At 65.5% G+C, this 26,217-nt stretch carries 17 protein-coding genes; 8 read left to right on the top strand and 9 right to left on the bottom strand.

The genetic code is table 11. The features are described from left to right. Positions 1-53: 53 nt before the first annotated feature. Entirely contained in the window at positions 54-608 is a 555-nt protein-coding gene (locus FLM52_02565; GenBank protein ID NVN54688.1) for a carboxymuconolactone decarboxylase family protein, read from the bottom strand. A gap of 293 nt (positions 609-901) precedes the next feature. On the opposite strand from FLM52_02565, the gene FLM52_02560 reads away from it, so the two are divergent. The 3 genes from FLM52_02560 (at position 902) to FLM52_02550 (ending at position 4,525) form a co-directional block, all read left to right on the top strand. Beyond that, a complete protein-coding gene (locus FLM52_02560) occupies positions 902-1,519 on the top strand; it encodes a TetR/AcrR family transcriptional regulator (protein NVN54687.1) in 618 nt (205 codons plus the stop codon). Between the two features lie 142 nt (positions 1,520-1,661). Next, complete coding sequence (gene dusA, locus FLM52_02555; GenBank protein NVN54686.1) at positions 1,662-2,669, top strand: tRNA dihydrouridine(20/20a) synthase DusA; 1,008 nt, start codon at positions 1,662-1,664, stop codon at positions 2,667-2,669. 458 nt (positions 2,670-3,127) lie between these two features. Beyond that, entirely contained in the window at positions 3,128-4,525 is a 1,398-nt protein-coding gene (locus FLM52_02550) for a peptide MFS transporter (GenBank protein NVN54685.1), read from the top strand. A 137-nt stretch (positions 4,526-4,662) separates the two neighbouring features. Here FLM52_02550 and FLM52_02545 read toward each other — a convergent pair whose 3' ends face one another. After that, complete coding sequence (locus FLM52_02545; protein ID NVN54684.1) at positions 4,663-5,688, bottom strand: succinylglutamate desuccinylase/aspartoacylase family protein; 1,026 nt, start codon at positions 5,686-5,688, stop codon at positions 4,663-4,665. A gap of 227 nt (positions 5,689-5,915) precedes the next feature. Here FLM52_02545 and FLM52_02540 point away from each other — a divergent pair, with 227 nt between their 5' ends. From FLM52_02540 to FLM52_02525, 4 genes are all read left to right on the top strand, one after another. Continuing rightward, positions 5,916-6,692 (top strand): sulfite exporter TauE/SafE family protein, encoded by a 777-nt coding sequence (locus FLM52_02540; protein ID NVN54683.1) that lies wholly within the window; start codon positions 5,916-5,918, stop codon positions 6,690-6,692. A gap of 115 nt (positions 6,693-6,807) precedes the next feature. Next, complete coding sequence (locus FLM52_02535) at positions 6,808-7,161, top strand: 4,5-dioxygenase (protein ID NVN54682.1); 354 nt, start codon at positions 6,808-6,810, stop codon at positions 7,159-7,161. Positions 7,162-7,282: 121 nt separating this feature from the next. Continuing rightward, positions 7,283-7,774, top strand: coding sequence for a hypothetical protein (locus FLM52_02530; GenBank protein ID NVN54681.1), 492 nt, complete (start codon positions 7,283-7,285; stop codon positions 7,772-7,774). 161 nt (positions 7,775-7,935) lie between these two features. After that, on the top strand, positions 7,936-8,427 hold the full coding sequence (locus FLM52_02525; protein NVN54680.1) for a pyridoxamine 5'-phosphate oxidase family protein: 492 nt from the start codon (positions 7,936-7,938) through the stop codon (positions 8,425-8,427). A gap of 131 nt (positions 8,428-8,558) precedes the next feature. On the opposite strand, the gene FLM52_02520 is transcribed toward FLM52_02525, so the two are convergent. Continuing rightward, the gene (locus tag FLM52_02520; protein NVN54679.1) at positions 8,559-10,079 is read right to left on the bottom strand and encodes an aldehyde dehydrogenase; all 1,521 of its coding nucleotides are present in this window, start codon (positions 10,077-10,079) and stop codon (positions 8,559-8,561) included. 338 nt (positions 10,080-10,417) lie between these two features. On the opposite strand from FLM52_02520, the gene FLM52_02515 reads away from it, so the two are divergent. Continuing rightward, a complete protein-coding gene (locus FLM52_02515) occupies positions 10,418-11,224 on the top strand; it encodes a response regulator transcription factor (protein NVN54678.1) in 807 nt (268 codons plus the stop codon). Between the two features lie 110 nt (positions 11,225-11,334). On the opposite strand, the gene FLM52_02510 is transcribed toward FLM52_02515, so the two are convergent. The 6 genes from FLM52_02510 to FLM52_02485 all read right to left on the bottom strand — a co-directional run bounded on the left by FLM52_02510 (position 11,335) and on the right by FLM52_02485 (position 26,106). After that, the gene (locus tag FLM52_02510; protein ID NVN54677.1) at positions 11,335-12,651 is read right to left on the bottom strand and encodes a divalent metal cation transporter; all 1,317 of its coding nucleotides are present in this window, start codon (positions 12,649-12,651) and stop codon (positions 11,335-11,337) included. Between the two features lie 295 nt (positions 12,652-12,946). Further along, positions 12,947-14,392 (bottom strand): hybrid sensor histidine kinase/response regulator, encoded by a 1,446-nt coding sequence (locus FLM52_02505; protein ID NVN54676.1) that lies wholly within the window; start codon positions 14,390-14,392, stop codon positions 12,947-12,949. Then, the gene (locus FLM52_02500) at positions 14,382-15,572 is read right to left on the bottom strand and encodes a GfdT protein (protein ID NVN54675.1); all 1,191 of its coding nucleotides are present in this window, start codon (positions 15,570-15,572) and stop codon (positions 14,382-14,384) included. Before FLM52_02500 ends, FLM52_02505 begins: the two co-directional genes overlap by 11 nt. A 112-nt stretch (positions 15,573-15,684) precedes the next feature. Further along, positions 15,685-17,826 (bottom strand): exodeoxyribonuclease V subunit alpha, encoded by a 2,142-nt coding sequence (recD, locus tag FLM52_02495; GenBank protein NVN54674.1) that lies wholly within the window; start codon positions 17,824-17,826, stop codon positions 15,685-15,687. Beyond that, complete coding sequence (locus FLM52_02490; protein ID NVN54673.1) at positions 17,819-22,051, bottom strand: AAA family ATPase; 4,233 nt, start codon at positions 22,049-22,051, stop codon at positions 17,819-17,821. The genes recD and FLM52_02490 overlap by 8 nt, the downstream gene beginning before the upstream one ends. Beyond that, positions 22,048-26,106: an exonuclease V subunit gamma gene (locus tag FLM52_02485; GenBank protein ID NVN54672.1), complete on the bottom strand. Its 4,059-nt coding sequence runs from the start codon at positions 26,104-26,106 to the stop codon at positions 22,048-22,050. The genes FLM52_02490 and FLM52_02485 overlap by 4 nt, the downstream gene beginning before the upstream one ends. Positions 26,107-26,217 lie beyond the last annotated feature (111 nt).

Raw genomic sequence — 26,217 nt, 5'->3', positions numbered from 1 at the left:
ATTTTCATTAGTATTGGAGAGTCAGGCACTTGCCGCCGCCTCTCACCTCAGCTTCAGCCCTGCTTGTGCCACTCGAACTTCTTGAACGGCTCGTCGATCGGCGTCTCGGCCAGGTGATTGGTGTAGTTGCTCATCACCTTCTGGGACAGGCCCAGAATCACTTCCAGCACATTGCGCTTGGTATAACCGGCATCGAGGAAGGTCTGCACGGTAGCGTCATCCACGAAGCCACGCTCACGTACCACGGCCAGCGTGAAGGTGCGCAGAGCTTCCAGACGCTCGGTCGGCAGAGGCGTCTCGTTGCGCAGTGCTTCGGTGATGGCGTCATCCACCTTCATCGACTTGGCGATGCCGGTATGCGCCGGCACGCAGTAGTGGCAGTTGTGCTCGACGTTGATGGTCTGCCACACGACGGTGGTCTCTTCATCATCGAAGCTGCTATCGAGGAACAGCTGGTGCAACACCTGGTAGCCTTCCAGCAGACCCGGTGCTTCCGCCATCACGGCGTGCAGGCCCGGTACCATGCCGAAGGCTTCGACGGACTTGCCAAGCAGCGGCTTGCTGTCCTGCGGGGCATTGTCGGCGGTATAGAGTGTGAAATCAGTCATGAGAACTCCTTCGGAATGATGAGCGAGATGCGCGGAACCTCAGGGGCTGTCAGTCAGTGGCATGAAGCCTCCAGCGGCGCCCCTGAGGATGCAGGGCAAGATATGAGCAAACGCTCAAAATAAAGCCTGACCATCCGCTGCACTGCGTTGTCGGGGAACACACTAGCTGGATTTGAGCGATCATTCAAGTTAAACTTGAGTACTCACTCAATACCTTGCTCCTTGCAGACCGCCCGCTTCGCCATGCCGCGCGAAGACAGGCGTCGCTCGCGAGCCCCATCGTCAGGACAGCCATGCCACGCGCGACCTTGCACAACCGCCAGGATTCCCTCGAACGGGCGCTCAATCTCTTCTGGCAGAAGGGCTTTCATGCCACTTCGCTGAAGGACATCGAGCGCGCGCTCGACATGCGCCCCGGCAGCATCTACGCCACCTTCGGCAGCAAGGACGGCCTCTTCCAGGAAGCGCTGGACTGCTACTCCGCGCGCAGCCTGCGCGAGATGGAAAGCCTGATGGCCAGTCACGACTCACCCTTGACCGCCCTCGCCACCTATATCCGCAAGCTCGGCGGACTACGTGACTGCGAAGTGCCGTCCCGCGCCTGCATGCTGGCCAAGAGCCTGCTGGAACTCGGCGAGCGTGAACAGGCCGCCCGCGACAAGGTCGAGACGCTGCTCGCCAACATGGAAGCCCGCTTCCGCCAGGCCTTCGCGGACGCCCGCGACGCCGGAGAACTCATCGACCCCGAGCGCCCCGCTCACCAGCCGGAACGCCTCGGCCGCCGCCTGCAGGCCGAAGTCATGGGCCTGCGCGCCTACGCCCAGCGTGAAGGCGAAAGCGACGCCGTCCGCCAGCTCGCCGAAGACATCGCCCAGGATATCGAAGCGCTGAAGGTCAACAACACGCATTGAGCCATGAGCGGCGCATTGGCTCGCGGCTCCCTCTGACTCGGCGCTTCGCCTCACAAGCTGCTAGAATCACCGCCCGCTTGTCTCGACAGCGCCTGATGCTCCGATCCCTGCTCCCACACCAGCCGATATGACTGCCATGCCGATGACACCGATTGACCGCACCTTCTCCGTTGCGCCGATGATGGAATGGACGACCCGTGACTACCGCGCCTTCGCGCGCGTGTTGAGCCGTCGTACGCTGCTGTACACGGAGATGGTGACCACCGGGGCATTGCTGTTCAATCCGGACCGCGAGCGCTTCCTCGGCCATGACGAGACGGAGCATCCGCTGGCGTTGCAGCTGGGTGGCAGCGATCCGCAGGCGCTGGCCGAGTGTGCGGCGATCGCCGAGAGCTGGGGCTATGACGAGGTGAACCTGAATGTCGGCTGCCCGAGCGATCGCGTGCAGAACAACATGATCGGTGCCTGTCTGATGGGCCATCCGGAGCTGGTGGCAAAATGCGTGGCGGCGATGCAGGCGCAGGTGAAGATTCCGGTGACGGTGAAGTGCCGCATCGGGATCGATGATCAGGATGAGGACGCCGATCTCGAGCGCTTCATCACCACCGTGGCCGACGCCGGCTGCGACACCTTCAGCGTGCATGCGCGCAAGGCATGGCTGCAGGGCCTGTCGCCGAAGGAGAACCGCGATATTCCCCCGCTGAACTACGGCCGCGTGCACCGCCTCAAGCAGGCGCACCCGTCCTTGCATATCGGCATCAATGGCGGCCTGAAACGGATGGATGAGCTGCACGAGCAGCTGGAGCACGTCGACAGCGTGATGGTCGGCCGTGAGGCGTACCACAACCCCTGGTTGCTGGCGACGGTGGACAGCGAGCTGTACGGTGAGGCCGAGAATCCGCACACCAGCCGCCACGATGCGCTGCGTGCCTTCCGCCCCTATATCGAGAAGCGCCTCGCCGAGGGCGTGCGTCTCAACCACATCAGCCGCCATCTGCTGGGACTGTTCCAGGGCCAACCGGGCGGTCGCCAGTTCCGCCGCCATGTCTCCGAGAACGCCCACAAGCCGGGCGCGGGCATCGAGGTCATCGATGACGCCATGGCGCGCGTACCGGAACAGCGGCCCGAGGCGCAGGTCGAGCAAGCCTGATCGAGCTGGCCTGTTCGCGCCGCTTCTGCTCTCTTCTGTCCTTTCTTGCTCTCTCTTCTGCCCTCTCTTGAGAGCAGCGCTGTCAAAAGTCAGTCCCCGACACCTGGCCCTCACGCCGGGTGTCGTCGTCTTGGCAGTCAGGAAGTGGCGACGCGGCACGGGCAGACGTGACATCCGACGCAACCCTGCGTCGCCATCTAAGCTAATAACTCTTTGAATACCAATGACATACATGACTTTCGTTTGATTGTCTGACAAAGACATCTCACGCAAAATGATTGACCATACGGACAACAACAGGTCTCGACATCGTTACGCCCTGCGCGAGTGACGTCAGCCACACAACTGCTCCGTCATCGGCGATTCCTCCACAGTCCTCCTCTGCGACCTGTGGGCCGGTCCATGCAGTCCCGTCCTCCGGGCTGCGCTGCTTCTGCTGACACTTCCTTCGAGGTTCCATGTCCACATCCTCCTCCTCCGGAGCCAACGGCCGTGAGCTGTTCGGGCATCCGGCCGGACTCTATCTGCTGTTCTCCACCGAACTGTGGGAACGCTTCTCCTATTACGCCATGCGCGCCCTGCTGGTGCTCTATCTCACCGATGCCGTCACCAGTGGCGGTCTGGGCTGGAGTCAGGGCGATGCCCTGCAGCTGTATGGCATCTTCACGGGCCTGGTGTACATCACGCCGATGTTCGGCGGCGCCCTGGCCGACAACTGGCTGGGCGCACGCCGTGCGATCCTGATCGGCGGGCTGATCATGGCGGCCGGACAGTTCGTGCTCGCCGTGCCGCCGGCCATGAGCGGGCTCGATGCCGAGATGCTGCTGTATGTCGGCCTTGGCCTGCTGATCATCGGCAACGGCCTGTTCAAGCCCAACATCTCCACGATGGTCGGCGACCTCTACCAGCAGGGCGATCACCGCCGTGATGGTGCCTTCACCATCTTCTATATGGGCATCAACATCGGTGCGCTGCTGTCGGGTATCGTCGCGGGCTCCATGGCCGAAGGCTATGGCTGGAATGCCGGCTTCTTGGTGGCCGGTATCGGCATGCTGCTGGCAGTCGTCATCCAGCTCATCTTCGCGCCGCGCCATCTGGGGGATCTCGGGATGGAGCCCAGCGCCCGCCGCGAGGCACGCCTGAACAAGAGCCACGAGCGCAAGACGCCGCTGAGCCGCGAAGAGCGTGACCGCATCAAGGTCATTCTGGTGCTGGGCCTGTTCACCATCCTGTTCTGGGCCGGTTTCGAACAGGGCGGCGGCCTAATGGCGCTGTATGCGCAGGACTACACCGACCGCATGCTGATGGGCTTTGAAGTGCCGGCGGCCTGGTTCCAGTCGCTCAACCCGCTGTTCATCATCCTGCTCTCGCCGCTGCTGGCGGGTCTGTGGACCCGCATGGACAACCGCGAGCCCAGCTCGCCGGTCAAGTTCGCCTTCGGCCTGATCGCCCTCGGCATCGGCTTCGTGTGCATGATCGGCGCGGTGCTGGAGCAGAAAGCCGCAGGCAGCGCCTCGATGATCTGGCTGGTCGGCGCCTTCTTCTTCCACACCCTCGGCGAGCTGTGCCTGTCGCCGGTGGGGCTGTCGATGGTCACCAAGCTGTCACCGGTGCGCATGGGTGCGCTGATGATGGGCGCCTGGTTCGCCTTCGTGGCACTGGCCAACTACCTGGCCGGAATGATCGGCTCGCTGGTCGGCGAAGCCGGTGCCATGAGCGTGTTCGGCGGCATCGCCATCACCGGCGTACTCGGCGGCCTGCTGTTGCTGGTATTCGCCGGCAAGCTGGTGGACTGGATGCACGGCGCGGAAGCGCGTCATGACGGCCCGTTCGAGACCCAGAGCAGTCACGGCTGATCTCGTACTCGTCGTCATCTTGCTGCGACGACATCACAGACTGCTGCAACGCAAACGCCCCGCTCATCGAGCGGGGCGTTTGCGTTGTCACTGCCGGCAACCAGGACCATGAGGGGGCCTGAAGTGAAACGAGACGCCTAGATGGAGTCCGGCACGAACAGCTGCTGGAAGTTGTCGACGGCGCTCTCGGCATCGTCGATCGCATGGAAGCGCGCCACGTGATAGAGCGCCTCGCCCTCGTTGGCCAGCGGTAGATTGGCCATGCCGATGATGATGCCGTCGGCGGGTGATAGCACCTCGCTTTCGCTGTTTCCGAAGGGGTCGGCGACGATGCCCAGCACCTGATGCTTCTCGACGCGGTCCCCCAGGCCCACGCGGCTCTGGACGATGCCATCGATGGAGGCCCGCGCCCAGCTGGAGCCGTTGGACATCTCCACCGCACGCGAGCTGGGCTTGCGGTCGCGGTCCTTGGCCAGCATGCCGATGGAGCGCATCACGCGCTTCACGCCGCTGACGCCCGGGCGAATCGCCCACTCATCGAAGCGCAGTGCCTCACCGGCCTCATAGGTGATGACCGGCACGCCGCGCTCGCTGGCATAGGCACGCAGACTGCCCTCGCGCAGCTCGGCATTCAGCAGCACCGGTGCGCCGAAGGCATCCGCCATCTGACGCGTGGCATCACTGCCCGTCATGGTGGCGCGGATCTGCGGCAGGTTGGTGCGGTGGATCGCGCCGGTGTGCAGGTCGATGATGTGGGTAGCCTGATCGGCGATCTCCTCACGGAACAGCGCCGCCACCCGCGAGCCCAGCGAGCCGCTCTCGCTGCCCGGGAAGCAGCGGTTGAGGTCGCGGCGGTCCGGCAGGTAGCGCGTGTGCTGCACGAAACCGAAGACGTTGACGATGGGTACCGCGATCAGGGTGCCGCGCAGCCGTGCAAGGCTGGAACTCTTGAGCAGCCGCCGCACGATCTCGACGCCGTTGATCTCGTCACCGTGGATGGCACCACATACCAGCAACACCGGGCCGGACTGGCGACCATGCACCACCTCGACGGGGATGTGCAGCGGCGCATGGGTGTAGAGCTTGGCGACAGGCACATCGACCTGGGCCCGCGTTCCCGGCGCGATGCGGGTACCGCTGATTTCAAATGGAGCGCGTGACATCGCCACCTCAGAGATTGTTCGACCAACGAGCGACAGGCATTGCGACATGCCCGACAGATCAGGCTATTCGCTCAGTGTCTCGAAAGAAAACACTGTGCGACATGCGCCTTTTAGCGCATTGGTGCGCCAAGGGAAAGACTTCATTGCAGCGTATCGGGATGAAGCGCGGGCAGAATTGTTCAACAATGGGCCTTCACGACTCACCTTGCCCGCCCTCTCGACATGAGATGCCCGTGACCGATTCTCTCGATGCCCTGCTGACACTGCCCGATTACTCTGCGCTGGCCTGGAGCGCGATCATCTTCTCGACCTACCTGACCGGTATCTCCAAGGGCGGCTTCGCCGGTGGCTTCGGCTCGCTCTCGGTGCCGCTGATGGCGCTGGCCATCGGGCCGCTGGAAGCCGCCGGCATCCTGCTGCCGCTGTTGCTGGTGATGGACTTCCTGAGCTCCCGCGCCTGGTGGGGCAAGCAGCTGTGGTCGGAGGTGCGCATCATCCTGCCCAGCGCCGCCATCGGCATCGCGGTGGGCGTGGTGCTGTTCGACGAGCTGGACGAGAACATGATTCGCGGCCTGCTGGGTGTCATCTCGCTGCTGTTCGCCGCCTATATGCTGTTCAAGCCCACTGCCAGGAAACCGCTGCCGCGCTGGCTGGCGGTGCCTGCAGGTGCGACGGCGGGCTTCACCAGCTTCTTCGCCCACGCCGGCGCGCCGCCTTACAACCTGTACATGATTCCGCGCCAGCATCCCAAGGAAACCTTCATCGCCACCACGGTGATCATCTTCGCTGGCATGAACCTGATGAAACTGGGCCCCTACGTGGCGCTGGGCGAGATCAACCTCACCAGCCTCTCCACCTCGCTGCTGCTGGTACCGGTGGCCTGGGCGGGCGTCAGAAGCGGCCTGTGGCTGCAATCCCGCGTCAACGAGACGCTGTTCTTCCGCCTGATCATCATCGCGATGGCGCTGGTGGGCGTGCAGCTGATCTACAGGGCCTGGGGCTGAGGGCCGCAAGGCCCATCACGCCCTGACGACCATTGCCGCCAGCCTTTGAAAACTCCCGGTACGGCCCTTGAGGCCGAGTACCGGAATGCCCCATGAGAACGATCGAGACAACGCCATGAGCGACTCCATGACAAGCCGCATCAGCTACTACCATGCACATCTCTACTACACCGATGAGCAGGGCCTGGCCGCCGCTCGCGAGCTGGCGGCACGCGCCGAGCAGCAGTTCCCGCTGCGCGTCGGCCGCTTTCACCAGCAGCCGGTAGGCCCGCATCCGCTATGGAGCTGTCAGCTGTCATTTGCCCCGGAAGAATTCGGCCGCATCATCCCGTGGCTGGCACTCAACCGTGGTTCGCTGGACATCTTCGTGCACGTCGGCACCGACGATGACCTCTTCGATCACACCCAGGGCGTGATGTGGCTGGGCAACTCGCATGCGCTGAATCTCGCCGCCTTCACCAGCCAGTGAGACCGCACGACGCAGCAATGCCACGACGTTGCTTGATGCCCGCGGCGGGCCTGACACGCTACCATCGCCTTGCCTCTTTGCCTTGTCCCTTCGCCTTACCCACTGACTCAAGGATGACCCCATGACACGACTGCGTCGCTTTACCTCGCGTACTGCCCTGCTCGGAGTGATCGCCTCGGGCCTGCTGCTGGCCGGCTGTGATGACAACGAGGTCGGCGATGTCTCGCTGGGCCTGTTCACCACCAAGGACATCAAGATCGAGAGCCTGATCGACCCCAAGGTGCCAGGCGTGACCTGCCACCTGAGCAACATCGAGGCGGACCTCGACTTCTCCGACCCTTCCGACATGAGCATCGCCTGCCGTCAGACCGGCCCGATCACCCCGGCGATGATCGCCGACATCGACACCTCCAAGAGTGGCGAGGAGGTCTATCGCAAGTCCAAGAGCGTGCTGCTCAAGAGCCTCAAGATTCGCCGTATCCTGGACCGCGACTCACAGAGCCTGCTCTACATCGCCTACAGCACCAAGGAAACCAGTGGCAGCTTCAAGCACGCGTTGAGCAGCGTGCCGCTATGGGGCAGCGACGCCTGGCAGGCACCGGCAGCGCAGTGAGTCACCTCGACGCCTGAATCAAGCGCCGATTGATCAAGTGCTGACTCATCAAGCGAAAGCTTCACCATCATCCCTTGAAGTTGTGGGGTGTCGCTCCAAGGTCTTGTGCAACGGCTAGCCAGCCGGATTTTCATTCGCATGACGCAAAGGAGTGACAGACGATGTCGAGCCCGGAGCACAAGCAGAAGATCTGGAAGCTGATCAAGGACGTGAAGGTCGGCATGTTGGTGACGCAGGGCGACGGCCTGCCCCATGCCCGCCCGATGCATCTGGTGCAGGATGACTACGACGGCACCCTGTGGTTCTTCACCCGTGCCAGCGCCGAGAAGGTCTTCGAGGCCAGCAAGGACAGCGAGGTCTGCCTGAGCTTTTCCGATCAGGATGATGGCGTCTACGTCTCGCTCAACGGCCATGCCAACCTCAAGCGTGATCAGGACCTGATCGACAAGTTCTGGAACCCGTTCGTGGCCGCCTGGTTCCCGGAAGGCAAGGATGACCCCGATGTCACCCTGCTGGAGGTCAAGGTACAGTCCGGCGAGTACTGGAAGGCCAAGGAAAGCAAGGCCTACCAACTCTACGAGATCGCCCGCGCCAACCTCGACAAGGACCACACCCCGGACATGGGCGAGAACGAGAAATTCGGCACGCTGTGAGCAAGAGCCGATTTCGGTAAAACGCCCGCTTGCCCCGTCACGCACACGCCAGACACGACAACGCCAGCCCGAGGGCTGGCGTTGTCGTGTCTGGCATTCGAGCCTGGAACCCGGAACTTGGAACCTGGAGTCTAGAAGAAACCGAGCGGATTGATGTCGTAGCTGACCAGCAGGTTCTTGGTCTGCTGGTAGTGCTCCAGTGCCATCTTGTGGGTCTCGCGACCGACACCGGATTTCTTGTAGCCACCGAAGGCGGCATGGGCGGGATACTGGTGGTAGCAGTTGGTCCATACGCGGCCGGCCTGGATGCCACGCCCCATGCGGAAGGCGACGTTCATGTCGCGACTCCAGACGCCGGCGCCGAGACCGAATTCGGTGTCATTGGCGATGGCCAACGCCTCGGCCTCGTCACGGAAGGTGGTGACGGCCACCACCGGCCCGAAGATCTCCTCCTGGAAGACACGCATCGAGTTGTTGCCCTTGAGCAGGGTCGGCTGGATGTAATAGCCGTTGGCCAGCTCGTTCTCCAGCTGCTCGCTGCTGCCACCGGTGAGCACCTCGGCACCTTCCTCGCGGGCGACATCCATGTAGGACATGATCTTGTCGAACTGCTCGCGGGAGGCCTGGGCGCCGACCTGCACGTCGGTGTCCAACGGGTTGCCGCGCTTGATGGTCTTCACGCGCTCCATCACCCGAGCCATGAAGTCGTCGTAGATGCTTTCCTGGATCAGCGCACGTGACGGGCAGGTACACACCTCGCCCTGATTGAAGAACGCCAGTACCAGGCCTTCGGCGGCCTTGTCGATGAACTCGGGTTCGGCATTCATGATGTCGGCGAAGTAGATGTTGGGCGACTTGCCGCCCAGCTCCACCGTGGAGGGGATGATGCTGTCGGCGGCGCACTTGAGAATGTGCGAGCCCACGGGAGTGGAGCCGGTGAAGGCGATCTTGGCAATGCGCTTGCTGGTGGCCAGCGCCTGGCCGGCCTCGGCCCCGTAGCCGTTGACGATGTTGAGCACGCCCGCCGGCAGCAGGTCACCGACCAGCTCCGCGAGCACCAGAATCGAGGCCGGGGTCTGCTCCGCCGGCTTGAGCACCACGCAGTTGCCGGCCGCCAGCGCCGGGCCGAGCTTCCAGGCCGCCATCAGGATCGGGAAGTTCCACGGGATGATCTGCCCGACCACGCCCAGCGGCTCATGGAAATGATAGGAGACGGTATTGGCATCGATATCCGCCGCGGTGCCTTCCTGGGAGCGCAGACAACCGGCGAAGTAGCGGAAGTGGTCCGCCGCCAGCGGGATATCGGCGTTCAGCGTCTCGCGCACCGCCTTGCCGTTGTCCCAGGTCTCGGCGACGGCCAGCATCTCGAGGTTCTGCTCGATGCGATCGGCGATCCTGAGCAGGATGTTGGAGCGCTCCTGCACCGAGGTCTTGCCCCAGGCAGGCGCTGCCTTGTGAGCGGCGTCCAGCGCGAGATCGATATCCTCCGCGCTGGAGCGCGGAATACGGCAGAAGGCCTCGCCCGTCACCGGACTGACATTGTCGAAGTACTCACCCTTCACCGGCTCGACGAAGCGACCGCCGATATAGTTGCCGTAGATATCCTTGAACGTGACCAGCGCATCGGCGCTGCCCGGGGAGGCGTAGATCATGGCGAACTCCTGTTGGCCGGATTCACGAGTGGCGCTCGTGATCGACGGCCTGTTGTTGTCGATGTCCTGAACAGGAGGTGGCGCTCCTGTCCATCACCTGACCGTCAATGACTGCATCAATGACTACTTGATCAGACGACTTTCACAGTCTTGTTCACTCACGCCGATCCCGACATGCCCCCATGGGTGGAGACCGTCTCATCCCTTGGGAGGAGAAAAGCGAGGAGACACGAACGCCGCCATACCGCGAAGGCCGCCATACCGCGAAGGCCGCAAGGCACGACACCACGCCATGACGTTATGCTCAAGATATCGCCCGTTACCGGCCAGGAGCCTCCATGTACCGTCTGTTGATCGCGGATGACCATCCGCTGTTCCGTGACGCCATCAGTCGTACCCTGAGTCTGAGCGTCGCTGACGCCTCGGCGGCGCCCTACGAGCTGCTGCAGGCCGCCAGTCTCGCCGAAACGCTCAGCCTCATCGATGTGCACGCCGATAGCCTCGACCTGCTGCTGCTGGATCTCGACCTGCCCGACAGCCATGGCCTGGAAGGCCTGAGGCGATTGCGCCAGGAGGCAGACTGGCTGCCGGTGGCGATTCTCTCCGCCCACGAGGCACGCGAGACGGTGCTGGAGGCCTTGTCACTCGGCGCGGTGGGCTACCTCTCCAAGTCGAGCTCGGCGGAGGTATTGCGCGAGGCGCTCGCGCGCATGCTGGCAGGGGAAGTCTACGTGCCTGCCCAGTTGATGCGCGCTGCGCCACGTCCAGCCTCGCTCTCGGCACCGTCGGCATCAGCATCAACATCGGCAGCATCATCGACATCGCTGCCACCGCCGGCGCCTCAACTGGTGCCGAGCCTCAGCGAGCCGGAATTCGCGCGGCGCTGGCAGACCCTCACCACCAAGCAACGTGGCGTGCTGGAGCGCATGGTGCTGGGCGAATCCAACAAGATGATCGCCTGGCAGCTGGGCGTGGCGGAAACCACGGTGAAGTCGCACGTGTCCGCCATCCTGCACAAGCTGGAGGTCACCAGCCGGGTGCAGGCAATCCTGCTGGCCAGCCACGCCCTGGCTGCCATGTCTGACACGGATGCGTCCCCGGCCTTGCCGAAACGCGCAACGCCCCGCCGAGGCGCTCATGAGTGAGGCGCACCGCGGGGCGTTTCATGGGCCTGCTACCCACAGGACTCTTGTCTCTCACAGGGGCACAGACACTGGGAAATAGGGCTTGGGACATAGAGCCTGGAACATAGGCCCTACATCAGCTCGCCGACCAGCACATAGCCATTGAGCAGGATGATGATCGCCGCGACCAGCACCCCGATGGCCGTCACCCAGTGACGGTTGACCAGGTCTCCCATCAGGCGGCGATTGGCGGTGAACATCAACAGCGGCACCAGCGCGAAGGGAATCCCGAAGCTGAGTACCACCTGGCTTGCGACCAGCACCTGCTGCTCCGGCAACTCCATCAGGATGATGGCGATGGCCGGCGCCATGGTGATCACGCGGCGCAGCCACATCGGTATGCGGAAGTTGACGAAGCCCTGCATCACCACCTGACCGGACAGGGTGCCGACGATGGAGGAGGACAGCCCCGCCAGCAGCAGCGTGAATCCGAAGATGAGACTCGCCGCATCCTGCCCCATCAGCGGTGACAGCAGCTTGTAGCTTTCGGTGATGGAGGCCACGCCGGTCTCGCCGTTGCCATGGAAGACCTTGGCGGCCAGCACCAGCATCGCCATGTTGATCAGCCCCGCCAGCGCCATGCCGAGGATGACATCCAGACGGTAGTAGCCCATCACGCGACGACGCTGCCCGCTGTCACGCACCCGGATGCGATTCTGGGACAGCGCGGAATGCAGGTAGATGACATGGGGCATCACGGTGGCACCGAGAATGCCGGCCGCCAGGAAGATGGCGTGGCTATCCGGAAAGTCCGGGGACAACAGGCCATGGATGATCGGCTCCACCGGCGGTCGGCTGAGGATGATCTCGAGCAGGAAGCCCGCCGAGACCGCCAGTATCATCGCGCCGATGATCATTTCCATCATGCGGAAGCCGAAACGCTGCATCACCAGTACCGCATAGGTGATGGCGCCGGTCAGCAGCGCCCCTTCCAGCATGCTGAGCCCGAACAGCAGATTGAAGGCCAGCGCCGCCCCCAGGAATTCAGCCAGATCGGTCGCGATGGCGACGATCTCCGCCTGCACCCAGAAGGCCCATACCACCGGACGCGGGAAGCGTTCACGGATGACCTCGGCCAGATTCTTGCCGGTCGCCAGCCCCAGCCGCGCCGACAGGGTCTGGATCAACATCGCCATCAGATTGGCCCACAGCACCACCCACAACAGGGCGTAGCCATAACGGGAACCGGCCTCGAGATTGGTCGCGAAGTTGCCCGGGTCGATATAGGCGACGGCAGCGATCATCGCCGGGCCGAGGAATGGCAAGGCGCGGCGCAGGCGGCCAGCGACACGGACAGGGGGAGCTGTGCGCGCACCACCGGCAGCAGAGGCGTCGCCATCGCTGCCCAGTGACACGCTTGCGGCATGACGTACGGATTTATCGGACATGACATTCAGCATGGGGGGAAAACCTGCCAGATCAATGACCCGCGAACAGATAAGGAAATATGCGGGAGGCTATGTGACAAGCATACACCCCAAACGCCATTGATTCTCATTAAAAACAAGCGTGATATCCGATAGGCACTTTCAATCGCCCTGTGACGGACGTTTATTTGCCATTGCCTTTCTCAGCGCTCCCTTCCAGCCCCTTCTTGTGCCCCCTCAATTTCTTTCCAGCGCTCTCTTCCCTTCCCCTTTACAGCATCTCTTGCAGCGCTTCTTACAGCACTTCCGTGAGCGGCTAGCGACAATTGACCAGCAACTGGCGCAGACGCAGCGGCTTGACCGGCTTGAGCAGAAAACCGAAACCGAGCGCACGCGCCCTGGCCTTGAGCGGTGCCGAGTGATCCGCGCTGATCACCACCACCGGCAAGCCCGGCCAGCGTTGTCGCAGACGTTGCGCCTGCTTGAGGCCATCGGGCTGCCCTTCGCCGAGCTGATGATCGACGATCAAGACCTGCGGCGCGGCCACGGCCTGCTGCAACAGCACCTCGGCATCCTCGGCGCAGTAAACACTCGCGCCCCAGCCCCCGAGCAATGACTGCATGCCGGCGCATACCTCTCGATCATCCTCGACCACCCAGATAACGGTATCGAGTAGCGGCTGCGCGAGCGGTGACGCGCAAGGCTGGCCGGGAGAAGAGGCGTCAGCCGCCGAGCCCTCCACACTGGCAGGCTGACGAATCGGCACGCGCACCGCGAAGGCGGCGCCGCGCCCCGGCGTGCTGGTCAGCGACAGGGGGTGCTCCAGCAGGCCGGTGATGCGCTTGACGATCGCCAGCCCCAGCCCGAGGCCGCGCTGCTCGTTGTCCCGGCGCGGCGCCAGACGTCGGAATTCCTGGAAGACCACCTCGCGCTGATGCTCGGCGATGCCGGGGCCGTTGTCGGCCACGGTGATCTCCAGCCAGTCATCGCGACGCCGACACCCCAGCAGCACCCGCCCGCGTGCCCGGCCATCCGGCACATGGCGCAGCGCATTGCTCAGGAAGTTGCGCACCACTCGCGCCAGCAATTGCAGGTCCGACTCGATACTCAGATGACTGGCCACGTAATGCAGCTTGAGCCCACGGGCGGCACCCAGCTGGCGATATTCCTCGGCGAGCACATCCAGAAGCTCACGCACCGGGAAGACGGCGACATCCGCCGTCAGCACGCCGGCATCCAGCCGCGAGATATCGACCAGCGTGCCCAGCAGACTCTCAACATCTGACAGCGAGCGCCCCAGCCGCGCCACCAGCTCGCCGGGCGAAGCGTCACCCGAAGTGGCATCGCTCTGCAGGGATTGGTTCATCTCCAGCCTCACCAGTTGCTCTTCCAGGGTGCTTGTGAACAACCGGGCGGCATTCAGGGGTTGCAGCAGGTCATGGCTGATGGCGGCGAGAAAGCGGGTCTTGGAGTGATTGGCCGCCTCGGCGGCGGCCTTGGCGGCGGTGAGGCGTCGATTGAGCGCTCCCAGCTCATCGAGGGTGCGATGCAGGGCATCGGTGCGCTCGCGCACCTGATCCGCCAGCAGTACCGCATGCTCGAAGGCGGCGTAGGGCGCGCTCGGTGAAGGACTGCTGGATTCGACCCGCTCGATCAGTGCGGCATTGATCTTCTCCAGCTGGCGATTGCGCGCCTTGAGGGCGGCGAGTTCGGCGCTCAGGGCGTCCTTTCGGGAATCTGTCAGCGGCGTATCAGGCGCCATCCTCTCCTCCCATGCCGTCGACAACCAAGCGGCGCTGGCCGATCACCACGCCGGTGAAGGTCTGGTTGATGTGCATGCCGCGGTGCTGCTCACCGTAGGTATTGAAGCCGATCACCCGATGCCGCCTGAGCATCCGTGAGGCCTCATCCTCCAGCCCCAGTGCCTCGATCTCCATGCGTCGCAGGAAGCAGTCGCAGCCAATGGTCAGCGCAGGCGCCCCCAGACGTGACTCCACCGCGCTCAGGCACTGCTCGAGCTGCTCGAGAATCGGCGTGGCCTGCATGGCGGTGAGCACGATGCCGATCTCCACCGCACAGTAGAAACTCAGGCTGGCATCATCATTCACGCGCTGGATGGAGCGCACGTAATGCGCCTCGCCGATGCGCACCGCCAGCGGACAACGCGCGAAGACCACCTCATCCAGCGCCTCGGGCGCGACGCCGGCCAGCCGGGCGTACTCCTCGGCGGCGGGTACGGCATTCAGCTCCAACACGCGGCGTGAATCACGCTCCACCGCCGTCACTACCAGCTTGTCGGCCAGCGGCGTGAGGTGATGGGTGCTGATGACCTCGAAGGGCAGCCGCGTGTTGACCACCACCACGACCGCCGCCTGATCATGGAAGACGCCCTCGGCGTAGACATAGGTATGTGACAGGCGATTGTCATCCCCGGCGGAACCTCCGAAGGCGGGAATGCTGCCCAGCGCCGCATCCAGCGTCGCCAGGACCTGCTCCTCGCTGCTCGACAGGCCATCGAGCAGCGTCAGCGCGAAGCTGTTGCCCATCACCGGTGCCACGGCCTGCTCGCGACAGCGCGCCAGCAGGCCATCACTCAGCGCCTGGGCACGCGGAAGATCGAAGCCGTCCAGGTCATCGATCAGCACCTGTGCCAGCGCGAAGTCACTGCGCGCCAGGCCGATGGCGGTAATGGAGCCGCGCGCATAGCCCTCGGGCGTGATCTCGCCGGCGGTGGTACAACCGCTGACCGGTACCTCGCCGAAGGTGGCGGCCAACGCCTGACCGAGTGCCGCCAGCGGATAATCCGCCGAGCAGAAGAACAGCACCCCGCCGAGCCGCTCACGACTTCCCAGCGCCAGATCAAACGTTCGGGCAAGCTCAGCCACCGCGGCCAGTGGGTCCTTGAGCTGGCTGGCCGCCGTGGCCAGCGGCACGGCATGCATCTCGCTCTGTGGCTGCGCCCTTTCCTTCACGTGACTGCTGACATCCGTCATGTCCCCTCCTCCCGTCGAGCGTGGCGGAGCCGGAGATGACGATCATCCGTCGGCGTCCGGCCTAGAGCACCAGCCCGCTGGCTCTCACCACGCGTCGTTCAATGGCACCTTCCAGCGTCTCACGGCGGGTGCCCGCCAGCGTGACCCGCGATTTGGCCCGCGTGATGCCGGTGTAGACCAGCTCGCGGGTCAGAATCGGGTTGGCGCCTTCAGGCAACACGAATACCACATGGCGGAACTCGGAACCCTGCGACTTGTGGACCGTCATCGCGAAGACCGTCTCCACCGCCTCGAGGCGTGACGGCAATACCGCGCGTACGCCACGGTGGAAGCGCTGGATGTCGGTGTCCTGCCCATCACGCTCGGTGTCTGGCGTCGCCTCCTCCTCGACCGGAAAGAACACGCGCAAACGCCCCCCGGCGGCGGGGTCCGGCAGGGTGATGCCGACATCGCCGTTGTAGAGCCCCAGCGCGCGGTCGTTGCGCGTCACCATCACCGGACGCCCGGCGTACCAGCCGCGCTCCTCAATGATCAGTCCACGTCGCATCAGCACCCGCGCCACGCGCTGGTTGAGGCCATCGACGCCGTAGGGGCCACGGCGCAGCGCGCACAGCAGCTGGAACTCGAGCAGCAGGTCGATCACCTCACGCGCCGGGCGCCGCTCACGCACGGCCTCCAGCGCCGGGCGATAGCCATTGATCACCAGCCTTTCCAGATCGCGGTCTTCCGGTCCACTGAGCTTGAGCCAGGCGATATCGCTGTAGCCTGTCTTCCAGGCGGTGCGCAGCGCCTGACGATCCCCGGCGTTGCTGGCACGTGCCAGGGCGCCGATGCCACTGTCGGCGGAGAAGCGATAGCTCTTCTGCAGCACCACCACGTGATCGGCGAGTCGGCCGCGTGTCGCTGAGGTCTCCTCCGGGTCCTGGTCATCAGGCACGGCGATGGCCTGCTCCAGCGTTTCGCCGGTCAGACGGGCGAGGTCATCACACAGCGCCGGTGAGTAACGCGGCGGCAGCGCGTGCTCGCAGAGATCGCCCAGCACGGCGCCGGCCTCCACCGAGGCCAGCTGGTCCTTGTCGCCGAGCAGGATCAGGCGGGCGTGAGCGGGCAGCGCGCCAAGCAGCGCCGCCATCAGGTCGAGATCGACCATCGAGGCTTCATCCACCACCAGCAGATCCAGCGCCAGCGGGTTGCCGGCGTGATGACGGAAGTGGCGAGAATCCGGACGCGCGCCCAGCAGGCGGTGCACGGTGCTTGCCTCGCGCGGGATGGCGGCGCGAACCGCGTCCGGCACCTCGAGCTTCGCCACCGCGCCGCGGATCGACTCCGACAGCCGCGCCGCCGCCTTGCCGGTCGGGGCGACCAGGCGGATATCCAGCGCTCGCCGCTCGTGGGGATGGCCTGTCTCAGCGCCTTGCGTCTCGCCCTCGCCCTCGCCCTCGCCACCGTCAGCGCCACCCGCCAGCGCCTGTGCCTGCAACAGCGCCAACAGGCGCGTGACGGTGGTGGTCTTGCCGGTACCGGGGCCGCCGGAGATCACCGTCAGGCGCTGACGCAGCGCCAGGGCGCAGGCCAGCTTCTGCCAGTCCGGCTCGCCGTGGGGGTCCGGCTGATTGCCGGCGAACAACTCGCGCAGGCGCTCACCCAGCGCATCGCTGACCCGCGTCTCTCCCTCCTCGCTCGGGCCCATCCGCGCACGCAGTCCCGCGGCGACTTCCCGCTCGGCCTGCCAGTACCGGCGCAGATAGAGACGATCGCCCACCAGCACCAGCGGGCGCAGCGACAGATGGCCCGCCGGGGCATCGGCCTGGGCCAGCACGCTGACCAGCCGTGATGACGCCAGCTGTTCGGCCCAGCGAGTGGCATCGAGATCCGCCAGAAAGGCCTCCGGCAGAGCCACGCTGACCTCGGCCAGGTGCGCCTCGGACTGCTCCAGCGGTGGCAGCGACAGGGTCGCGCGTGGTTCGGCCAGCGCCCGCGACAGCGACAGGCACACATGTCCGCGCCCCAGCTGGTGGCTGGCCAGCGCAGCCGCCAGCAGCACGCTGGCCGGGGCCTCCGGCACATGACGTGCCATGAAGCGCACCAGATGGGCATCGACGCGCCTGAGCCAGCCCAGCTCGACCCACAGGCCGAGCGTGGCGAGCAATTGATCGGAGGAAGCAGCGCTTCGCCGGGTTTCCACGGGCATGACGTCAGACATCGAAGGCCCCCTGCTGGCCGCTTTGCGTGAGTGGCGTGGTGTCGGTGGTGTTGAGGAGCAGGCTGTCCAGGGCGGAGCTGTCGCCACCCAGCCAGAGATCCAGCGCCTCGATCAGCGCCTGTGATGGCCGGCGCTGGAAGACGCCGGGCGTCGCTGTCCTTTCAAAGGGCAGGCCGGGCGTCTCCCCTTGGGCGTCCACCGCAAGCGCGGGTGAATCACCGCCGGCATCCAGGCCGCGCAGGAAGACATACAGCACCCCGCCCATGCAGCGTTCGTAATCGTAGTCGTCGCCGAGACGCGCCTTGAGCAGACGATGCAGCGCGAGGGTGTAGAGCACGTATTGCAGGTCGTAGCGGTGCTCGACCATCGCACGCGCCAGCGACTCGCCAAGATAATCCTCGGGGCGCTCGCCCAGATAGTTGGATTTCCAGTCCAGCACGTACCAGCGTCCGCCGGACTGGAAGGTCAGATCGATGAAGCCCTTGAGCATGCCGTGCATGCGGCGTGGCGCGAGTCTGGGCCGCGAGCGCGGCAACGGCTCCAGCGCGGTGACCACGGCATCCAGCGGCAGACTGCGTGCATGGACAGCGGGCAGCCAGAATTCCAGCTCCGGCTGCCAGGCCTCGAGTCGATTGAGCAGAATCGGCTCGCCCTCGAAGCCCTGCAGCGGGCGGGTCAGCGCCTGCTCCAGCCAGTCGGTGAGGCGCGGCTGCCAGCTGGCATCGAAGCCACCGAAATGCAGCCGCGAGCCCACCAGCCGCTCAAGCTCGCCGCGATAGTCATCCGCGCCGAGGCGATCAAGATCCACCGCTTCCAGCAGACCATGCAGGAAGGTCCCCGGGCGCGGTCCGCGCGGGAAGTCATGCAGATGGATCTCGCCCACCGTCATCGGCAGGCCGCCGGCCAGCAGCGGGCCTGACTGGCCCGTCACCTCGCGGTCCGGACGCGTCAGCCCCTGCTCGCCTTCTTCCAGCGCGATCTCGGTGGCGCCCTCGGGCACGCGGTCATCCGCGGCATCGGCGGTGTCTTCCAGCGCCGCCGTCACCTGACGGGCATCGGTGAGCAAGGCGGTGTAGGAGGCGATCCACCAGTCATCCTCGATGCCGCCCGCGAAGTGGCGCGCGCCGTGGAAGTGCTGGTCACGCTCCGCCGGTGGCTGATACTCGTGGCCGGGAATCCCCGGCAGACCGGCGACACTGGCAAGCCCACTCGGCTGCTGATCACACCAGCCGTGCAACGCGGCCTCGACGCCACTGGCCTCGACGTTCGGGTCTTCGCTCAGGCCGAGCAGATAGCCGATGGCCGTCGCCGGCAGACTCAGCTGCTTGCTGAAACCGCCCTTGCCGATCGGCGCCAGTCCCAGCCAGCAGGCGTACTTGGGACGCGTCAGCGCCACATAGAGCAGACGCACGTCTTCCATCAGGCGCGCATGATCGGCCGCCGCGATGGCCTCCTTCGAGGGCTTCTTGACCAGGATGCTGTCATCGAGAGCGTCATCCTCCTGATCGGCTCTCCGAGCAGAGACTTCCTCGTCATCACCTCCTTGGTCATCACCTTCCTGGTCCTCGCCTCCCCCGTCAGCCGAAGCCAGCCAGCGCTGCTTGAGATTCAGCAGACCAAAGGTCTTGTCCGGCTCGGCCGCGCGGAAGCTGGCCATGAACGGCAGCAGCACGATGGGATACTCAAGCCCCTTGGACTTGTGGATGGTGACGACGCGCACCAGCCCCTCATCACTTTCCAGCCGCTGGCTGAGGCTGTCGCTGTCCAGCGCTTCATGGCCCGATTCCAGCGCCTGATGCCACCAGCGCAGCAACGCCTGCTCGCCATCGAGGCGCTGGGCAGCATTCTGGGCCAGTTCGCCAAGGTGCAGCACGTCCGTCAGGGCGCGCTCGCCCCCGGCGCGCGCCGCCAACCGCTCACCGACCCGGAAGTCGCGCATCACGCCGCGCAGCATCGGCAGCACGCCGCGCCGCTGCCAGTCGCGGTGATAGCCATCGAAGCGCTCGACTTCACGCTCCCAGGCCAGCTCATCCACCGCGAGGCGTTCGACCAGCGAGAGATCCTCTGCCAGCAGCCGCGTCGCCAGCGCCGCGCGCAGGCGACGGTCATCCCGCGGATGGGCCACGGCCTCGAACAACTGCAGCAGCTCGAAGGCCTCCGGTGTATCGAACACCGAGCTCTTCTCGCTCAGATAGACGCTGCGGATGCCGCCTTCGGCAAGCGCCCCACGCACCGCGGCTGCCTCGCGACCGTTGCGCACCAGCACGGCGATATCGCTGGCAGCTACGCCACGTGGCGTCGCATCCCCTGCATCCATGAACACCAGCCCCGGCTTGCCCGCCGCCAGACGCTGCTGTCCTTCCAGCAGGGCCTGGATCTGGGCGCGACAGGCCTCACTCATGGCGCGGCGGTGGTCATCGGCGCTCAGACGCTCACCGCTGGCCCACCACAGGTTCAGCGCGCAGGCGGCCTTTTCGCGGCCATCCGGATGACGCAGTACCAGCCGGGTGCGCGTGCCCTGGGCCTCGACCGGCTGGAAGGGAATGTCCTCACTGCCGAAGGGCGCGGGATGCTGGGCGAACAGGGCATTCACCGCGGACACCATCGCGGCGCTGGAGCGGAAGTTGCGCGGCAGGGTGAAGCGCGAGGGGGTGACCTTGCGCGCCGCCAGATAGGTGTCGATATCGGCGCCGCGGAAGGCATAGATGGCCTGCTTGGGGTCACCGATCATCAACAGCGTGCTGGACGCCTCGCCAGCATCGTTGCCGACATCACTGCTGAAGGCATCGTTGTCGGTCGGGCCATCGCCCGCCGTCTGCGGATAGATGCGCCGGAAGATGCGGTACTGGACCGGGTCGGTGTCCTGGAATTCATCGATCATCGCCACCGGCAGTTCCTGACGGATCTGGCGCGCCAGACGCTGGCTGGCCTCGCCATTGAGCGACGGGTCCAGCGCGTGATCGAGATCATTGAGCAGGTCCGAGAATTCCCACAGCCCGAGGCGGCGCTTCTCGCAGATCAGGGCACGGGCGACGCTGTCACGCGCATGCACGGCGACCTGATCCAACAGTACGGCGTCCGGGGCGGGCACCTCGGCCAGCATGTCCAGCGCCGCGAAGAAGGGATGACGCGGCGTCTGGCAGTTCTTCTTGGTGCCCTTCTCGAGCTTGGCCTGACTCAGCCAGCACAGCTTCTTGCTGTCGAGCATGTCGGCGGCGAAGTCGTGCTCGCCGCTGGCCAGCCAGGCGGCCGTCGCCGCCAGACGGGGCTCGAGTTCGGCCTCCTTGTAGCTGTTGCCGTTGAGCGCCTTGCTGGCGAAGGCCTCGCCCATTACCGCGCGGATGGCCGGCTCATCGAAGCTTTCCTCGACGGCGCGACGGGCGGCCTCCTGCTGCTGACGCCACTGTTCGGCATTGCCGAGCAGCTCGCTCAGGTCATGCGGGGCCTCAAGACATTCGCCGTCGCGGTACAGCGGGCGTGGCGTGCCATCCCGCAGCAGGCCGCGCAGCTCCTCTCCCAAGGCGTCGGGGCCGGCCCAGCGGCCACGGATCAAGGCCTGCCACTCGCGGGCCAGCGGATAGAACTCGCAGCGCCAGTAATCCTCGACGCAGCGCGCCAGCAGCGACTGGCCGTCCTGCAATAGCTCGGCGCCGAAGCGTCCACCGGCATCGAAGGCATGCCGGCTGAGCATGCGCTGGCAGAAGCCATGGATGGTAAAGATGGCGGCGTCATCCATCAGGCGCGCGGCCTGATCGAGGCGCCGTGCCGCCGCGGCCTTGAGACGCGATGCGTCCTCGGCAGATGAGGATGTCAGCAGCGGCGCGAGCAACTCGGCCAGCACCGGATCAGGACTGGCACGCTCCAGCAGCGCCTCTCGTGCCTGCTTGAGGCGCGCCCGAATGCGGTCTCTAAGCTCGGCGGTGGCGGCTTCAGTGAAGGTCACCACCAGAATCTCTGGCGGCGTCAGCGGGCGCGGATAGCAGACGCCCGCGTCCTGGCCGGGCAAGGGCCCGAGCACCAGCCGCACGTAGAGCGCGGCGAGGGTGAAGGTCTTGCCGGTGCCGGCACTCGCCTCGATCAGATGCTGACCGAGCAGGGGCAGCGTCGGAATATCGAGGGCCTGACCCTGCTGGCTCTGATCCATCTCGTCACACATTGCCGCTTCCTTGTCCCGAGCCATGACGCTCTGCACACCGCGCATGCCTTCCACTCTGGTATCGCTCATGACGCCGCCTTCCCGGTGGCAAGCTCCACCGCGCGTTCGCCGAGTATGCCCTGCCGCACGCCGATCATGCTCTCGATCAGTGGCTGGTAGAGCTGCACGCTGTTGAGCACGCCGCCGGCCTGTGCAAAGGCCTCGAACTCCGGCCACAGCTCGCCCAGTGCACCTTCCTGACGCCTGAGCGCCTGGGGGCCCTTGAAGATGTCTTCGCTGAAGCGGGTTTCCATGGCGCGCATCAGACTGTCGGCAAGCCAGGACTTGTGAATGGCGGCCAGCGCCGTCTCAAGATTTGCGCTGCCGTCAGCGGCCTGCGCCTTGAGCGCACCGAACAGGGCATTGCGATCCTCCTCGCCGACCACCTCCCAGAGGGTGGTCGCCAGTTCCAGGGCGGCCGCCAGCGGCGCCTGCCAGCCCTGGGCATAGGCCTTGACGAGATGGCGCAGCGCGGCCTCGGCCTGCTCGATGCGCAGCGCGGGGAACAGCAGCCAGCGGTCCTCGAACACCGCAAGCCACTGATAGCCTTCACGGCTTGCGCCCTGATTACCCGCCAGCTCCCCGAGGCCGGGGCGCGCATTGGCCATCAGCCACTCGAGGTAGCCGGCCAGCAGACGATGCGGCTTGCCAAGCTTCTTGTAGCGCCCTTCCTTGCCGGGCTTAAGGGTGCCGAAGTGGGTCGCCTCCAGCGTGGCCAGCAGGCGGCTCTCGCCCTCGGCGTCATCGCGCAGCTGCTGACGGCTGATCAGACGCGTGGTGAGGGTCACGCGCAGCATCTCGCCGCCCTCATCCTGCATGATCAGCGGTACCTCGAGGGTGCGCGGCGGCAGCGAGATGGCATCGCTGAGCTGGTCACGCCAGCTGGCCAACTGCTGATCGAGGCGCTTGAGACGCGGTTCGATCAAGGCATCGGCAAAGCCCAGCGCCGGCAGCCGCCCGGCCCGGCGCAGACGTTCGGCGGCCAGCGGCAATGACTGCCCGGCAAGCGCGGCGTCCAGCAACTCGCGGGTCAGGGTGAAGTTCTCCAGACCGTCGGGGGCGAAAGGTTCGTTGTCTTCATCCGGCACCTCGGCATCGCGGAAGCGCACGCCGACGCGGTCCAGCCCCAGCTGCCAGGGGCGGCGCAGGAAGCGCGCCAGCGAATCGGCACCGAGGCGCAGGTGGGACTCCGGCGCCTGCTCCACCAGCTGCTTCAAGGCAGTCGTTGTCGCCGAACCCGCCTTGGCCTCGCTTGGCTTTTCCGGATCTTTTTCAGTCACTTGAGCCTGATCTGTCGCGCGATACAGGCTCGACCAGCTGGCGTCATAGCTGAACAGATCGACGACCGCCGCCTGGCAGGCATGGAAATAGCGCCGCGAGAACGGCTGCAGCGGGTGTTCGGTGATCAGGCGTTCACGCAGTGCCGCCTCCCGCGAGCGCTTGGCGGAGTGCAGCTGCTCGGGCTCCCAGCCCAGTTCGATGTAGTCGAGCAATTCGCCGACCAGCACCGAGGGCGGCCGCTCGCCATTGTCGCGCTGGTCGCGGCCGACCCACGAGATCGACAGGCGATCCCGCGCCGCCAGCAGCGCCTCAAGGAACAGGTAGCGATCATCGTCGCGCCGCGAGCGGTCCCCCGCCTGCGGGCGGCTGGCCATCAGGTCGAAATCCTGCGGCATGCGCACCCGCGGGTAGTCGCCATCGTTCATGCCCAGCAGGTGCACTTCGCGGAAGGGAATCGCACGCATCGGCATCAGGGTGGCGAAGTTGACGCGCCCGGCGAGGAAGCGCTGAGCGAGACCGCCGCTGTCCAGCTCGCCGCGCAGTGCCTCGCGTACCACCTTGAGCGACAGGCAGCCCTCGAAACCGGCCTGCTGCCAGCCCTTGTCGAGGCGTGACAGCGCCGCCTGCAGGCGCGCCAGAATGTCGAATTCCTCGGCGCTGTCCGGGCTGAGGCTCTCCTCCCACAGCCGCTGCAGCGTGGTGGCCCAATCCGCTGGCGTGCGCGAGGTATCCAGCCAGCGGCGCCAGCGATCCAGACTCTCGATCAGCTCGCCGACCTTGCCTGCCAGCTCGGCCTCGAGACCGGCCACTTCATCGAAGGGCACCACGCCATCGAAACTCAGGCCGTTCATGTCGACAAGGCCGTCCATCATGTCGTCAATCGGAACGCCATTCTGCCCATCCCCAAGTCCCCCCTGCGCCGGATCGCCGGCCGCCGGGGATCCGGCCGCCGGGGCCCCGGTGGCGTAGCCCAGCAGCATGCGCTCGAGCCCGAAGCGCCAGCTGTTCTCATCGAGGGGCATGAAGCCGAGCTGCTCCCGATGCTCACCGGAGAGCCCCCAGCGCACGCCGCTGTCGGCCAGCCAGCGCCGCAGACGCTCGAGCTCACCCTCCTCGATGGCGAAACGACGTCGGAAGGCGGCGACATCCAGCGCATCGAGTACCTCGCTGACCCCGAGGCGGCGCTCCGGCAGTTCCAGCAGCATCAGCACCAGCCCGAGCAGCGGATTGGCCTGACTGGCCACACGGTCGGCGATGGTGAAGGGAATATGGCGCGGATTGCCCGGCGGCAGCTGACCGAACACCGCCTCGATATAGGGAGCATATCGGTCGATATCCGGCACCATCACCAGGATGTCGCGCGGCCGCAGCGGCTCGCCCTCGCCACGTTTCTCGGCGTCATGGGCCCGCTCGAAGGCCGCCAGCAGACGGTCGTGGAGAATCTCGACCTCGCGCAGCGCCGAGTGGGCGCTGACCAGGCTGATGGAATCGTCATCGGCCGCAAGTGCCCGCGGACTGCCCTCGGCCAGCGCACGCTCGCCGGGATGGACCAGCTCGAGGATCTCGTCCTGGATCTGCAGCAGCAGCGGTGCCTGCTCGGGTGGCGTGTCCTCGCTGATGCGCGGCACGAAGACGTCCAGCTCGAGATCGAAGCCGCTGTCGCGCCCCGACAGCGCACTCTCGAATTCATACAGGCTGACGATGAAGTCACGCCCCTGTGCGCCAAGCCCTGCCAGCAGCGGGTTGGCCTTGAGGTGCAACTCCTCCTCCGCCAGCCCGATCAGCGCCGGCGCCTCGGGGTGACGGGCACGCTGTTGCGCGAGGCGCTCGCTGTCCATGCGCTGGCTGTCTGCTCGCGAACTGCGCCGCACGGCTTCGCGGTCGGAGACGATATCACCCCAGTAATGGCGGCAGGGATTGGTGATCATCAGGTAGATGTCCATCACCCCGGACAGCGCATGCAGCGCATCCAGTGTCTGGCCCGGCAACGCCGAGATTCCGAACACGAACAGGCGTGGCGGCAGCGGATGACGACGGGTCGAGGGCAGTGTCTCCAGCGCGCGCGCCGCCGCGACGAAGCGACCATGCAGGGCGGCGCGGTGATGCTGGCGGCTGCTGGAGGGCGCATCGGCCAGCACCGCGCGCCACAATGCCGGCTGCCACTGCTGGCTGTCCGGCAGGTTGTCGGGCAGCAGATTGGCCGGCAGCTCGCTTGCGGCCTGCTGGCGCGCGAAGGCATCCCGGAAGTTGTCGTCTTCGAGCCCGCTCTCCCAACTGCGCACCCACTCGGGGCGATAGTTGAGGTACTGATCGAACAGGTCCGCCAGCTGGCAGGCCAGCTGCCACTGCTGACGCTCAGCCTCCGGGCCTTCGGGCAGCGCTGGCAGTGCATCCTCACCGACCGCCTCGATCAACTGGCCACGCTCGTCGCGACACAGGTAATCCCTGAGCGGCGCATAGCATTCGGCCCGGGATTCATCGGCCAGCAGCCCCGGCAGCAGGCGCAGCAGACGCCAGGCAAGCGGGCCCTTGTCGAAGGGCGACAGCTCCGGAATCTCGTCGCCCAGCACGCTGCCCAACACCCCGCGATAGGCACGCCACACGAAGCTCGAGGGCAGTGGGAAATCCACCGAGGCGGCAATGCCATCGGCCTCGGCCAATGACAATCTCAGCCACTGGGCCATGCCGTTGGACTGGACGAGGAAGGTTTCCGGCACCAGCGGAGGCTGAGGCGCGGCCTTGATCACCTTGAGGGCCAGATCGCGAAGGTCCTCGAGGTGATTGGCGTGAAGAACGGTAAACATGCGGGCATCCTGCTGGGAGTGACAACCCGGCCATCGTGGCCGTGGCAAGCCGCTGCGCGGAAGAGACAATGAATGGTTCTATCCTAGCGTCGCCGTGGCGCCGGCCCAAAC

It is taken from the genome of bacterium Scap17 (assembly GCA_013376735.1).
Taxonomy (GTDB): domain Bacteria; phylum Pseudomonadota; class Gammaproteobacteria; order Pseudomonadales; family Halomonadaceae; genus Cobetia.
This window is presented reverse-complemented; position numbering and strand designations above follow the sequence as displayed.